The 14,103-nt window shown below is 72.2% G+C and carries 10 protein-coding genes; all 10 read right to left on the bottom strand.

What is annotated here, in order from left to right; translation table 11 throughout:
• Positions 1-17: 17 nt before the first annotated feature.
• On the bottom strand, positions 18-2,126 hold the full coding sequence (locus ACFYL6_RS16895) for a ThuA domain-containing protein (RefSeq protein ID WP_387172035.1): 2,109 nt from the start codon (positions 2,124-2,126) through the stop codon (positions 18-20).
• A gap of 75 nt (positions 2,127-2,201) precedes the next feature.
• A complete protein-coding gene (locus tag ACFYL6_RS16900) occupies positions 2,202-5,057 on the bottom strand; it encodes a PQQ-dependent sugar dehydrogenase (protein ID WP_387172037.1) in 2,856 nt (951 codons plus the stop codon).
• Positions 5,058-5,274: 217 nt separating this feature from the next.
• On the bottom strand, positions 5,275-6,342 hold the full coding sequence (locus ACFYL6_RS16905; protein ID WP_387172038.1) for a polyprenyl synthetase family protein: 1,068 nt from the start codon (positions 6,340-6,342) through the stop codon (positions 5,275-5,277).
• A complete protein-coding gene (locus tag ACFYL6_RS16910; protein WP_387172040.1) occupies positions 6,339-7,754 on the bottom strand; it encodes an alkaline phosphatase family protein in 1,416 nt (471 codons plus the stop codon). Before ACFYL6_RS16910 ends, ACFYL6_RS16905 begins: the two co-directional genes overlap by 4 nt.
• Entirely contained in the window at positions 7,751-8,950 is a 1,200-nt protein-coding gene (eboE, locus tag ACFYL6_RS16915) for a metabolite traffic protein EboE (protein ID WP_387172042.1), read from the bottom strand. The genes ACFYL6_RS16910 and eboE overlap by 4 nt, the downstream gene beginning before the upstream one ends.
• On the bottom strand, positions 8,950-9,807 hold the full coding sequence (locus ACFYL6_RS16920) for a TatD family hydrolase (protein ID WP_238658464.1): 858 nt from the start codon (positions 9,805-9,807) through the stop codon (positions 8,950-8,952). Before ACFYL6_RS16920 ends, eboE begins: the two co-directional genes overlap by 1 nt.
• Complete coding sequence (locus ACFYL6_RS16925; RefSeq protein ID WP_387172044.1) at positions 9,808-10,416, bottom strand: EboA domain-containing protein; 609 nt, start codon at positions 10,414-10,416, stop codon at positions 9,808-9,810. It abuts the gene before it with no gap.
• A 20-nt stretch (positions 10,417-10,436) separates the two neighbouring features.
• On the bottom strand, positions 10,437-11,363 hold the full coding sequence (locus ACFYL6_RS16930) for a sugar phosphate isomerase/epimerase family protein (protein WP_387172046.1): 927 nt from the start codon (positions 11,361-11,363) through the stop codon (positions 10,437-10,439).
• A complete protein-coding gene (locus ACFYL6_RS16935; RefSeq protein WP_387172047.1) occupies positions 11,360-12,319 on the bottom strand; it encodes an SCO3242 family prenyltransferase in 960 nt (319 codons plus the stop codon). Before ACFYL6_RS16935 ends, ACFYL6_RS16930 begins: the two co-directional genes overlap by 4 nt.
• A complete protein-coding gene (locus ACFYL6_RS16940; protein ID WP_387172049.1) occupies positions 12,303-13,469 on the bottom strand; it encodes an inositol-3-phosphate synthase in 1,167 nt (388 codons plus the stop codon). The genes ACFYL6_RS16935 and ACFYL6_RS16940 overlap by 17 nt, the downstream gene beginning before the upstream one ends.
• Positions 13,470-14,103: the final 634 nt, after the last annotated feature.

The following is a 14,103-nucleotide window of genomic DNA, read 5'->3' on the forward strand; positions in this document are numbered from 1 at the left end:
GCTCCGGGCTCAGTCGGTCAGGGCAGGGTCCACTTCTGGTTGGCCGCGTTGAGGCAGGTCCAGAGGTGCACGATGGTGCTGTCCGCGGAGTTGTTGCCGGAGACGTCCAGGCACTTGCCCGACGACGGGTTGCGCAGGGTGCCGTCGGACGCGGCCGCCCAGTTCTGCGCGCCGCTGCCGTTGCAGGTCCAGAGCTGGATCTTGGTGCCGTCGGCGGTGCCGCTGCCGGAGACGTCCAGGCACTTGCCGAGCGCCTTGATCGTCGAGTTCGGCGTCACGGTCCAGGTCTGCGCCGTGCTGCTGTTGCAGGTGTAGATCTGGATCTGGGTGCCGTCGGCGGTGGCGCCGTTGCGCACGTCCAGGCACTTGCCGGCGAGACCCTTGATCGGACCGACCCCGGTGCCGCCCCCGGTGCCTTTGACCAGTGTGAAGTCGTCCAAATCGAAGAGCCCCGTGCCGCTACCGGTGAAGGTGAGGTAGAGGTTCTGGGTGCTGGACGGGACGTTGGACAGCGCCGTGGAGACGTTGGCGAAGGTCGTCCAACTGCCGGTGTTGGGCACGGCGACAGTGCCGAGCACCGGGCCGGTGGCCGAGCCGGTGCGCACCTGGATGTTGCCACCCGCGCCGCCGGAGACGACCCGGGCCGTGAACGAGGTGACCCCGGCCAGGTTGACCCCGTTGTACGCGGCCCAGTCACCCGGGTCGATGTAGCCGACGGTCTGCCCACCGTTGGCGCCCGCCTTGGTGAACGCGGAGACGCCGTTGGCCGAGCTGAACGCCTCGGCCTGGATCGTGCCGGTGGGCGGCGGCGTGGTGCCCAGCTCCTTGATCCGGATGTTGCGGAACGAGGCGTCGTCACCGGTGCCGTGGTTTTGGATGCCGATGTGACCGGCCAGCGAGCGGACCGGGTTGGTGTTGGTGAAGTCGTTGATCTTCACCCCGTTGAGGAAGATCTGCAGCCGCTCGCCCTCGACCAGCAGCTCGTACGTGTTCCACTCCCCCGCCGCGTTCAGCGCCGCGTCACGAGCGGCGATGTCGGCGGACTTGAAGGTGTAGACCGCGCCGGTGGTGCGGTCGGCCGCGTCGGTGGCGTCGATCTGGATCTCGTAACCGTTGTCCACCGCCGACCACGGGTCACTCGACGGTGGGAACCCGATGAAGATGCCGGAGTTGTCGTCACCGGCCAGCTTCCAGTCCAGCTTCAACGAGTAGTTCGTGAACTGCTTGGCGTTGTACCAGTACAGCCCCATGCCGCCGACCGAGGTCAGGGTGGCGTCGGAGTTGGTGAAGCTGCCCGGGCCGGCCTGAGACCAACCGGCCGTCGAGCCGTTGAACAGCGGGGTGTAGCCGGTCTCGGGCCGGCAGTCGGCCTTGCTCCGACCGGAGGCGTACCGGATGCCGCCGAGCAGGTGGTTCCGGAACCCGGACTCCGCGTACGACGCCTGGGTGTGCCCCGCGCCGGTGTAGAAGGACCGGCCGCCGCTGTAGCTCTTGCACCAGCTCAGGGGGTGGTCGGCGCCCATGCCGCCGCCGGAGTACGACGACTCGTCCAGGGTGGCCAGCACGTGGGCGCTCGACCGGGCGTTGGTGCGGTAGTTGTACCACTCGTCGGTGCGGGTCCAGGTCTGCGGCAGGTGCGCGGTCGCCGCGTGGCCCCGGTCCTCCACCTTCATGTTGGCCTGCTGGATCGCAGGGTGCGAGGCGAACCACGCGCCCACGAGGTTGCCGTAGAACGGCCAGTCGTACTCGGTGTCGGCTGCCGCGTGCACGCCCACGTACCCGCGGCCCGAGCCGATGTACGACTCGAAGGCGGTCTGCTGGCTGGCGTTGAGCACGTCGCCGGTGGTGTTGAGGAAGACGACCGCCTCGTACTGGTTGAGGTTGCTCGTCGTGAACGCGGCGGCGTCCTCGGTCGCGGTGACGGTGAAGTTGTTCGCCGCGCCCAGGTCGCGGATGGTCTGGATGCCGACCGGGATCGCGTCGTGCCGGAAACCGGCGGTCTTGGAGAAGACCAGCACGTCGTAGGGGGCGTCGGCGGCGCTGGCCGGGGTGGCCGGGGTGGTACAGGCGATGACGGCGAGTGCGGCCATGGCCGCACCGAGGACGGGTCGCAGGCGTCTGCGCATATCGCTCTCCTAATTGCGGTTAGGAGGGGCCCCTCGCACCACACTAGGCGCTGTCGAAGGGCCCCTCCAGCCAGCTCAGGGCAGGGTCCACTTTTGGTTGGCGGCGGCGGTGCAGGTCCAGAGGTGGACCACCGTGCTGTCAGCGGAGCTGTTGCCGGAGACATCGAGGCACTTGCCCGACGACGTGTTGCGCAGCGTGCCGTCGGCCTGGGCGGCCCAGTTCTGGGCCGCGGTCCCGTTGCAGGTCCAGAGCTGGATCTTGGTGCCGTCGGCGGTGGCACCACCCGACACGTCCAGGCACTTGCCCAACGACTTGATCGTGGAGTTGGGGGTGACCGCCCAGGTCTGCGCGGTACTGCCGTTGCAGGTGTAGATCTGGATCTGCGTGCCGTCGGCGGTGGCGGCGTTGCGCACGTCCAGGCACTTGCCGCCCAGGCCCGTGATCGGCCCGGCCCCACCGGCCGGGGGCGTCCCGGTCACGAAGGTGAAGGCGTCCAGGTCGTAGAGCGCCCCGGTGCCCGACCCGGCGAAGGTCAGGTAGAGCGTGGTCGTGCCGGTCGGCGGGCTGGTGATCGTCCCGGTGACCGTGGTGAAGGTTTCCCAGCCGCCGGTCACCGGGACCGTGGCCGAGCCGAGCACCGTGCCGGTGGCCGAGCCGGCCCGGACCTGGAGGGTGCCACCGGCACCCGCCGAGGAGACCCGGGCGTTGAACGAGGTCACGTTGCCCAACCGGTACGGCTGGAACGCGATCCAGTCGCCGTTGTTGATGTCACCGACGGTCTTGCCACCCTCGGCCGGGGTCTTGCTGAACACGTTGACGCCGGACGAGGTGCCGTAGAACTCGGCCTGGCGGTGCCGCGGCGGCAGCGTGTGCTGGGTGTGCGTGGTCAGCCCACCGGCGTCGGTGTACTCGGCGTCGAAGATCGCGAAGATGTTCGCCGCGTCGTCGTGCTCACCGTCGACCGGGATGGTGATCGAGCCCGAGCAACCGGTCTTCGAGGTGATCTGGTGCCCGTGCTGGTCGTGCCCGAGCACGTAGGTCATCTTGACCTTCGTGCAGTCGATGGTGCCGTCCTCCGGGTCGGTCACCGTGATGCTGTAAGGCACCGTGTCCCCGAAGCTGAACAGCTGACCGTTGCCCGGGTTGTTGATCGTGACGGTGGGCGCGGTGTTGCCGACGCTGATCTGCACGCTGCTGCTGCCGGTGGCGCCCTGCGGGTCCCGCACGGTCAGCGTGGCGGTGTAGGTGCCGTTGGCGCTGTAGGTCTTCGTCGGGTTGGCAGCGGTCGAGGTGGTCCCGTCGCCGAACGCCCACGAGTAGGTCAACGCGCCGCCCTCGGGGTCGGACGAGCCGGCCGAGGAGAAGGTCACCGCGAGCGGGGCGGCACCAGAGGTGCGGTTGGCGCTGGCTTTCGCGGTGGGCGCCCGGTTGCCGCCGCCGACGTAGTCGAAGCGGTAGAGCGCCGAGTTGGCGTCACCGTTGAAGTAACCGGTGCCGTAGTCGAGCACGTAGTACGCGCCGTCCGGGCCGAACGCCGAGTCCATCACCTGCTTGCCGACCCAGGGGAAGGTGTCGATGGTGCCCCGGGAGCCGTCGGAGTTGACGTGGATCGGCTTGATCCAGCCCCGGCCGAACTCGGTGGCGAAGAACTGCCCGTCGAACGACTGCGGGAACTTGGTGGTGGAGGTCGACGAGGCGTTGTACCGGTAGACCGGGCCGCCCATCGGCGACTCGGAGCCACCGCCGAACTCGGTCGGGGTGCCGGCGTCGCCGGCGTACCGGATCCAGGCCGGCTGGGCCGGCGGCAGGGTGGTCAGGCCGGTGTTGCGGAACGAGTTGTTGGTCGGCCCGCCGGTGCAGTTGTACTTCGCGCCGCTGGCGTTGGTGCCGAAGTCGAACTCGTTGTACGTCTCGGTGGAGGTGTTGGTGCCGGTGCAGTACGGCCAGCCGTAGTTGCCCGGCGCGGCGACCCGGTTGAACTCCACCTGGCCGGACGGCCCCCGGGTGGCGCTGGTGGAGCCGGCGTCCGGCCCGTAGTCACCGACGTAGACCACACCGGTGGCCTTGTCGACGCTGATCCGGAACGGGTTGCGGAACCCCATCGCGTAGATCTCCGGCCGGGTCTTGGCCGTGCCGGGGGCGAACAGGTTGCCCGACGGGATGGAGTAGGTGCCGTTGGCGTTCACCTTGATCCGCAGGATCTTGCCGCGCAGGTCGTTGGTGTTGCCGGCGCTGCGCTGCGCGTCGTACGCGGGGTTGCGGTTGGTCCGCTCGTCCAGCGGTGAGTAGCCGGCCGACTCGAACGGGTTGGTGTCGTCGCCGGTGGAGAGGTAGAGGTTGCCGGCGGCGTCGAAGTCGATGTCACCGCCGACGTGGCAGCAGATGCCACGGCTGGCCGGGACGTCGAGGACGTCGACCTTGCTGGACTGGTTGAGCGTGAAGTCCGAGTTGAGCGTGAACCGGGAGAGCCGGTTGACGCCGTTCCAGGCCGAGAAGTCGGTGCCGGTGGCCGGCGCGTCACCGCCGGGGGTGGTGAGCGGCGGGGCGTAGTAGAGGTAGATGTAGCGGTTGCTGGCGAAGCCCGGGTCGACGCCGACGCCCTGCAACCCCTCCTCGTCGTGCTGGTAGACCGACAGGGTGCCGATCACGGAGGTGGTGCCGTTGGCGTCGGTGCGGCGCAGGGTGCCGTTGCGGGCGGTGTGCAGGACCGAGCGGTCCGGCAGCACCGCCAGTGACATCGGCTCACCCATGTCGGTCACACCGCGGGCCAGCTCGACCTGCTGGAAGTCGCTGGCGACGATGGTGTGCGCCTGGGCGGGGGCCGACCCGGCGGCGAGTGTGACAGTGCCGGCGGCGACCGCCAGCAGCAGCGCTGATCCGGCGGAGAACCATCGTCGGGACCGTTGTCTGGGAGCGTCCTTCATGGACATTTGTGCTGTCCCTTCCTGACGAGTGACTGCCAGGCCGGGCGCGCGCCGTCGCGCCGGATGCCGTAGCGGTGATGGGGGTCGATGGGTTACCGCGCCGCCGGTTCACCTCGACGAAACATTGTCGTGTTGGTCACGACACTAAGTCGCACGTGTCGATGTGTCCATACCTTCCGGCGGTTCAGCATCAACTTTTGTCGATTTGATCGAAAGTCGCCGGTCAGGCGCGTCGGTCGATCGCCTGCCCGGCCAGCGCAACCAGGGCCGCGCGGGCCTCGTCGGCCACCATGGCGCTCTGCAGGGCGGAGAGCGCGGCCTCGGTGCGGACCCGGATCATCTGCTCGATCCGCTCCAGGGCACCGGTCGCCTCGATGATGTCGCGTAGCTCCGCCGCGCCGTCGGCGTCCAACGCCGGGTTGCCGAACAGCTCCCGCAGCCGGATGGTCTGCGTCTTGTCGGCGGCGCTGCGGGCCAGCGCCATCATCACCGTGGGCTTGCCCTCACGCAGGTCGTCCAGGACCGACTTCCCGGTGACCGCCGGGTCACCGAACACGCCCAGGACGTCGTCGCGAAGCTGGAACGCGTCACCCAGCGGGTCACCGAACTCGCCCAGCGCGGCGATCAGCTCCGGCCCCGCGCCGGCCAGGGCCGCGCCGATCTGCAACGGCCGGGTGACGGTGTAGCGGGCAGCCTTCATCCGGATCACGGTGAGCGCGCTGGCCACCGAGCCGTCACCCACGCCCGACACCAGGTCCAGGTACTCCCCCGCGATCACCTCGGTACGCATCAGCGCGAACACGCCGTACCCCCGGTGCACCTGCTCGGTGCTCAGGCCGCACTCGTGGAACATCTGATCCGACCAGGCCGCGCAGAGGTCCCCGCAGAGCAGCGCGGTGTTGCGGCCGTACGCCTCGGGGTCACCGCGCCACGACGAGCGGGCGTGCAGGTCGGCGAAGAGCCGGTGCACCGACGGCTCACCCCGGCGGCGGTCGCTGCCGTCCAGGATGTCGTCGTGGATCAGCGCGAACGCGTGGAACAGCTCCAGGGCCGCGGCGGCCACCACGATCGGGGTGCCGTCGGCCGCCCCGGCGCCGCGCCAGCCCCAGTAGCAGAAGAGCGGTCGCAACCGCTTGCCACCGGCCAACACGAACCGTTGCAGCGCGGTGAACACGCCTCGCGGCGCACCGTCCGGCCAGTCCGGGCCCTGCCGGCTGAGAAACCCGGCCAGCTCCGCGTCGAAGCGCGCCCGCAGCTCGCTGGCGTCGGTGGGCGCGACGGTGACCGTCATGCCCCCTCCCCCGAGCCACCCGCACCGCCGGGGCTCAGCCCGGCCAGCTCCAGCAGCAGCGCCTTGACCTCGGTCGCCGCGATCTTGTCCCGGGCCGCGCTCGGGTCGGAGCAGAGCAGCACCGGGCCGTCCGCCGGGTCGTCCGGCAGCCGCCCGTGCGAGCCCCGCACCGCCCGCGCGCCGGCGTCCAGGCCGACAGCGCTCATCAGGTAGCGCATGCCGAGCTTCTTGCGGGCCAGCGCCACCCCGGCGCGGGCCTTCGCGGCACCGGGGTTGGCCGGGTCGAAGAACAGCTCCGCCGGGTCGTAGCCGGGCTTGCGATGGATCTCCACGAGCCGGGCGAAGTCCGGCGCGTTGGTGTCGTCCAGCCAGTAGTAGTAGGTGAACCAGGCGTCCGGCTCGGCCACCAGCACCAGCTCACCGGCGCGCGGATGGTCCAGCCCGTGCGCGGCCTTGCCCTCGGCGTCGAGCACCTCGGCCACCCCGGGCAGGCCGGCGCAGAGCTTCGCCACCGCCGGCACGTCGGCCGGGTCCTTGACGTAGACGTGCGCGATCTGGTGGTCGGCGACCGCGAACGCCTTCGACGTCCACGGGTCGAGGTACTCCATGCCTGCCTGGGTGTGCACGTGCAACAGCCCCTCGGCGCGCAGCAACCGGTTGACGTCCACCGGCCGGGACACGTCGGTGATGCCGTACTCGGACAGCACCACCACTGTGGCGTCCCGCGCCCGGGCGGCGTCCAGGAGCGGGCCGAGCACCGCGTCCAGCTCGGCTGCCGCCGCGGCGGCCTGCGCCGACGAGGGACCGAAGCGTTGCAGGTCGTAGTCCAGGTGCGGGACGTAGACCAGGGTCAGGTCGGGTGACACGTCGGCGAGAATCTGCTCCGCGGCCTGGCAGATCCACCGCGACGACGGCAGCCCGGCCGTCGGCCCCCAGTAGGTGAAGAGCGGGAACGTGCCCAACCGCCCGGTGAGCGCGTCGTGCAGCTCCGGCGGGTCGGTGTAGCAGTCCGGTTCCTTGCGCCCGTCGGCGTAGTAGACCGGGCGGGGCGTCACCGTCCAGTTGACGTCCGCGCCCATGGCGTACCACCAGCAGACGTTGGCCACGGTGTAGCCGGGCTCGGCCCGACGGGCGGCCTGCCAGAGCTTGTCCCCGCCGACCAGCGCGTTGTGCTGCCGCCACAGCAGCACCTCGCCCAGCTCCCGGAAATACCACCCGTTGCCGACGATCCCGTGGCCGCTGGGCGGCTCGCCGGTGAGGAAGGTGGACTGCACCGAGCAGGTCACCGCGGGCAGCACGGTGCCCAGTTCGGCCCGGAAGCCGCCGTCGGCGACCCCCCGCAGTCGAGGCATGTGCGCCAGTAGTCGTGGGGTCAACCCCACCACGTCGAGGACCACCAGTCGCCGGCTCATCGCGTCACCCCCATGCTCACGGTTCGCTCTGCGGTCAGCCCGAGGCCGACCAGTTCATCCCGGGCGAAGGCCAGCTCCGCGGCGATGCCGGCGGCCAGCTCCGCGTCGGTGCCGGGCCGTCGTGCGGCCGGCAGCACCCCCCAGGTGTACGTCTCGACGTCGAGGTGGTCGCAGCCGGCGGTCGGGCCGTCGAAGAGCGCTCTCAGGGCCGCGCGGAGCACCGGCAGGGTCGAGCCGAGTGGTTCCTCGGGTGGGGCGTGCAGGGGCACGTGGTAGTGCACCCGCCACGGGCCGGGCAGCGCCCGGTCCAGTGCCTCGTCCAGGTCGTCGGCCGCGTACGCGGGGTCGGCCGGGTCGGCGAGACCGGCGCAACCGGCGCCCCGGGTCTGGTGCAGGAAGCGTGGCTCCACCCAGCGGCGCAACGCCTCGGCCCCGCCCTCCGGGTCGGCGGCCTCGACGGCGGCCGAGACCTGCACCTTCACCACCGGCAGTCCGGCCGCCCGCAGTCGGTCCAGCGCCTCGGCCGGCTCCTCCCAGGCGCAGGCCAGGTGGGCCAGGTCGACGCAGACACCCAGCCGTTCGGTGTCCATCCCGGACAGCAGCTCGGCCGCCTGACCGGTGCTCTCCACCACACAGCCGGGCTCCGGCTCGAAGGCGATGCGCACCTCGCGGCCGGTGTCCCGCTGCACCGTGGCCAGGCCGGCGGCGAGCTGGTCCAGCCGGCGTCGGGCCGCGTCGGCCCGGCCGGTGTCCCACGGTTGCCGCCAGGCCAGCGGCAGGGTGGAGATCGAGCCCCGGGCGGCGTCGTCGGGCAGCAGGTCGGCGAGCACCCGGGCCAGGTCCAGGGTGTACGTCAGGCGCTGCTCGGTGGTCCAGTCCGGGTGGTACACGTCCTGCTTGACCACCGGCGCCTGGAAGGCCGCGTACGGGAAGCCGTTGAGGGTGACCACCTCCAGCCCACGCGCGCCGAGTTCGGTGCGCAACCGGCGGCGTAGCGCCGGGTCGGCGGCCAGTTCGGCGGCGACCGGTGCGGCCAGCCACAGGCCGAGCCCGAGCAGGTCGCTGCCGAGCGCCTCGCGGACCGGCACCGCGTAGGTGTCCAGTTGACCGAGGATGCCGGCGAGGTCCTCGGCGGGGTGCACGTTGGTGCAGTAGCCCAGGTGGACGGTCTCGCCGCCGGCATGTCGCAGCCGCATCAGCTGCCGCCGCGCAGGATCGAGTTGCCGGTCTGCGGGTCCACGGCGGCGGCGACGTCCAGGTCGCTGAGGTCGAGCCGCCCCGACTGCCCGTAGAACTCCACCGGGTTTCGCCACAGCACCGTGTCGACGTCGTCGTCGCTGAAGCCGGCCGACAGCATCGCCTCGCCGGTGGCCCGGGTCAGCAGCGGGTCGGAGCGCCCCCAGTCGGCCGCCGAGTTGACGAGCATCCGCTCGGTGCCGTACTCCCGCAGCAGCTCGACCATCCGCTGCGGGGTCATCTTGGTGTCCGGGTAGATGGAGAAACCCAGCCAGCAGCCGCTGTCGCGGACCAGCTTGACTGTCACCTCGTTGAGGTGGTCGACCACCACCCGACCCGCGTCGATGCCGGACTCGGCGACCACGGCGAGAGTCCGCTCGCAGCCGCGCGCCTTGTCCCGGTGCGGGGTGTGCACAAGCGCCGGCAGGTCGTACGCCACCGCGAGGGCGAGCTGTGCTGCGAACGCCTCGTCCTCCTCGGGCGTCATCGAGTCGTACCCGATCTCGCCGACCGCCACCACCGCGTCCTTGTCCAGGTAGCGGGGCAGCAGGTCGAGGACCGGGCGGCAGCGCGGGTCGTTGGCCTCCTTGGGGTTCAGCGCGATGGTGGCGAAGTGGCGCACCCCGAACTGCCCGGCCCGAAATGGCTCCCAGCCGATCAGTGAGTCGAAGTAGTCGGTGAACGAGGCGGCGCTGGTGCGGGGCTGACCCAGCCAGAACGCCGGCTCCACCACCGCGCGTACCCCGGCGGCGGCCATCCGTTCGTAGTCGTCGGTGGTGCGTGAGGTCATGTGGATGTGGGGGTCGAAGATGCGCATTCACGCCTCCCGGGGCAGTGCGGCGGTGAGCCGGTCGAGCAGGTCGGTGGCGTCGGCGGGCAACTCCCGGCCGGCGGCGTGCCGTTCGGCGGCCAGCGCGGCCAGCATCGCGGCCAGCTCGCCGTCCGCCCGGGTGTCCAGGTCGGCCACGGCGGCCAGGGGGACGCCGCTGAACACGCACTTGAGCACCGCCTGTCGCCAGGCGGCCGGGTCGAGGTGCCGCGCGTACGGGCCGAGCGCGGCGGCGACCAGCCGGGTGTCGTTGGTCCGGATCGCGTCGTGCAGCAACGCCACCGCGTCGGCGCCGATCGGCAGCAGTGGCAGGGCGCGCAGCACGGCTCGTCGTTCGGCCGCGTCACCGTGCTGGTAGAGGCGCTCGGCGTACGCGGCGTGGTCGCCGGGCAGGCTGGTGAGCAGCAGCACCCGGGCCGCGTCGTCGGCGGTCCAGCCGGGGGCGTCGGGCAGCGCGGCCCGTCCGCAGCGTCGGCCGACGGCGGGAAAGAGCCGGGTGATCGCGGTGGGCTCGGTGGTGACCCGGCGCAGCGCCGTGTCCAGCCAATCGGGATCGGGTACGCCTCCCAGCGCGGCCCGTAGTGAATCCGGTGTCATCCCGTCTCCTCCCCTTGTTGCTACGCAGGCACCCCAGGAATGTCTGCGGGCAGTTCGTCCTTCGTGCGGCCGGCCTGTGCGGCGGCACGCAGGAACTCGATCGACCGGGCGGCCACGGCGGGTGCGGCGTGCGAGTCGCGGGGCAGCTCGACGGCGACCAGGCCGCGGTAGCCGGCGTCGCGCAGCGCGGCCAGCACCGGCGGGAAGTCGATCTCGCCGACGCCGAACTCCAGGTGCTCGTGCACACCCCGGCGCATGTCGTCGATCTGCACGTTGACCAGGTGATCGGCCACCTCGGCGACGCACTGCGGCACCGGCCAGGGCTCCAGGCACCGGCAGTGGCCGATGTCGAGGGTGATGCCGAAGCGGGCCGGGCCGTCGAGAGCGGCGTGCAGCCGACGCCAGTCCGCGATGTCCTGCACCAACATGCCCGGCTCCGGTTCGAAGCCGAGGGTGACGCCGGCGGTGTCGGCCGCGTCGACCACTGTGGCGCAGCCGGCCACCAGCCGGTCCCAGGCGCACTGCGGTGACACCGCCTCGGGTCGGACACCGGCCCAGAACGAGACAGCCTCCGCGCCCAGGTCGGCGCCGATCCGCACGGCCCGGCGCAGGAACTCGATCCGCCGGGTCGGGTCGTCGTGCAGCAACGTCGGGGCGTGCTTCTGCCACGGGTCGAGCAGGTAACGGGCCCCGGTCTCGATGACCACCGCCAGGCCCAGCGACTCCAACCGTCGAGCGACAGCGGCGACCCGGCGGGTGAGCCCGGGCGCGAACGGGTCCAGGTGGTCGTGGTCCAGGGTGAGCGCCACCCCGTCGTAGCCGAGATCGGCGATGACGGCGAGCGCGTCGTCGAGACGGTGGTTGGCGAAGCCGTTCGTGCCGTACCCGAGGCGCAGCGTCGTGGCGTCGGCGGCCGGCGCGCCCGGCCGGGGCTGGGGAACGCTCATGTCGGGGAGACCTTCCGGGCCAACCGTCGGCCCAGCGGCGCTGCCGCCGCGACGGCCACCCCGAGCAGGCCCGCTCCACCGCGTGCGGTGAGGGCCCCCTGGAGGGCGGGCAGCCCGGTGATCCCGGCGCCGACGGCCGCGCGGACCCGTCCGGCCGACGGGTCGCGGACGACCTCGGCCTGGGCCGCGCCGTACCGGGCGGCGTACCAACCGGCCAGCACGGCGGGCAGCACCGCGGCGATCGTGGCCGAGCGGCTGCGAGCCGGGCGTACCGCGACCTCGTGGACCGCGTCGGCCCGGTCGGTGGCCCCGGCCCGGTCCGCCGTTCGGGCGGCGGCGCGTCGGGTGCCCGGCACGGCGACGGCGGCACTGGCGGCGACCAACGCGGTGCCGGCGAGGGTACGCATCGGCAGGGTGGCGTCGGCGCCGGTGACCTCCCGGCGGGACAGCGCGGTGACCGTCCAGGTGTGCGCGGCGACGGTCGCCGCCGCCGGCAACGCCCGGGTCATCCGGCCGCCGGACGCGCCGAGCAGCACGTCCAGCCCCCGACAGGCGGCCATCACGGCCGGGCCGGCTGCGGTGTTCTTGGCCAGCAGGTCGTACCCCCAGATGGTGGCGGCCAGCGGCACGGCGAGCGCGGCGGCGCGGCGACCGCCCACGGCGGCGGCCAGGCCCACGCCGGCGGCCGTGAGGCCCGCCGCGAGACCGACCGCGGCGGCCGGGGTGACCCGCCCGCTCGGGATCGGCCGCTCGGGTCGTTCCTCGGCGTCCAGGCGCCGGTCGGCCCAGTCGTTTGCGGCCATGCCGGCCCAGTAGAGCAGCACCGAGGCGCCGGCCAGGGCAGGGGTACGCGGGCTCAACGCGCCGGCCGCCGCGGCTCCGGCGATCACGTCGCCGGGCACCGAGAGCGCGGCCGGTGCCCGGACCAGCTCGGCGAGATCAGCCAACGTTGTCATGAACACCGTCCCCGCCGTCGTGCAGGTTCCGGGTGAAGGCGGTCAGCCGGGCCCACTGCTCGCCCAGCGAGTGGGTGGGCGAGCCCAGCGGGTCCTTGAAGAAGAAGCCCAGGTCGGCCAGCGGCCCCACCTGGCCGGCGGCGTGCGCGGCGGCGGTGAGTCGGGCCAGGTCGAGCACCAGCGGCGCGGCCAGCGCGGAGTCGCAGCCGTGCCAGGTGAACTCCATCCGCATGCCGGTGCCGAGGAAACCGCTGAAGGTGATCAGATCCCAGGCGGTCTTGAAATCGCCCAGGTCCTCGACGTACTCGATGCGGGTGCCGCCCTGCGGCACGTAGCCCAGCGTCTCGCCGAGCACCCGCTGCTTGCTCTGCACCTTCGCCGCGTTCGCGGCCGGGTCGGCGAGGGTGGCGCCGTCGCCACCGCCGAGCAGGTTGGTTCCGGACCAGGAGCGCACGTCCAGGTTGCGCATCGCGAACATCGGCGCGAGCACCGACTTGACCAGGGTCTCCCCGGTCTTGCCGTCGTGCCCGGCGTACGGCAGTCGGGCTTCCTCGGCCAGCGCGGCCAGCGCCGGCAGCCGCAGCCCGGTGGACGGGGTGAAGTCGACGTACGGGCAGCCGGCGAGCACCGCCGCGTAGGCGTAGAGGGAGCTGACCGGCAGCACCTCGTCCGGCCCGTCGAGGGCTGCGCGCAGCGCGGCCGGGTCGGCGTGCCCGGGGTGCGGTGCGGGGGCCGGCTCGGTGGCGGAGACGTTGACCACCACCACCCGGTCCAGGTCGTGTCGCTCGCGGAAGCTGGTGAGGTCGCGGACCACGGCGGCGGCCCGATCGGCCTGGGTGACGCCGGTCGGTGCGGGGCGCAACTCCTGCTCGACGACGCCCAGCTCGTCGCGGAGCGCGGCGACCAGCCGCCAGGGGATGACACCGGCGTCAGCGAGGGCCTCGGCGCGCTTGCACAGCGGGGTGGTGGCCAGGTCGTGACCGCCGAAGACCAGATCGGCGAAGGCGGGCAGGGCCGGGCCACGCAGCTCGGGAAGCTCGGTGACGCAGCCGGTGGGCCCGGCCAGGCCGGCCCGCAGCGCGAGCCCCCCGACGATGCTGGTGGTCGCGACGGATCCGCGCGCTCCTACCAGCCAGACACCTGTTCGCATGGTGCTCCTTCCCCGTCCACGAGGAACCGTCGGTACCGCTAAATATAGGAATATCAGAATATGTTTCGGAAAGATACGGCCAGGTTTCGGAAAGTTTCGGGCCGGGTGGATGGGCCCCGTCCGCCCGCCCCGCACCGGGACAGCACCGGCTTCCGACGTCGGCGTCGGCGGCGACGACGCCGGACCGGATCCCGGCAGGTGCGAGCAGACGGGGCTGGTAGGCAGGGTCGGGTCGGCGTCTCGACCCTGCCTCCCCCGCATCCGGCCGGTCGGGGCGTCTGGCATGCCCCGGCCGGGCGTCTCAGGCCGCCGCGCCCACCGGAGAACCGACCGAACCACGACCCGCCGGGAACCGGCGAGCGGGTGCGGTACGGGTGGGGGCAGCGGCGGGCGGTGTCATCAGGTCCTCCGGAACGTCACCGGTGGTGGCGGTCCTCCGGTGCGGCCGGGGAATCCCGGTCCGGTCGCACCGGACGACCGTCCTGCTCGTGCGCCACCGGGCCGTACGGCCCGGCTGCACGCTCTCCGAAACCGACCTCTGGCCCGGCCACGGGGCGCAATCCGTGGCTGGTCCCTCGCCGGTCGGCTTCGGAAAGCCGGTCGGGCGACGGCGGTGCGAACACCGCCGTCGCGG

Origin of the sequence: Micromonospora sp. NPDC007208 (genome assembly GCF_042869175.1) — a bacterium.
GTDB lineage: Bacteria > Actinomycetota > Actinomycetes > Mycobacteriales > Micromonosporaceae > Micromonospora > Micromonospora foliorum.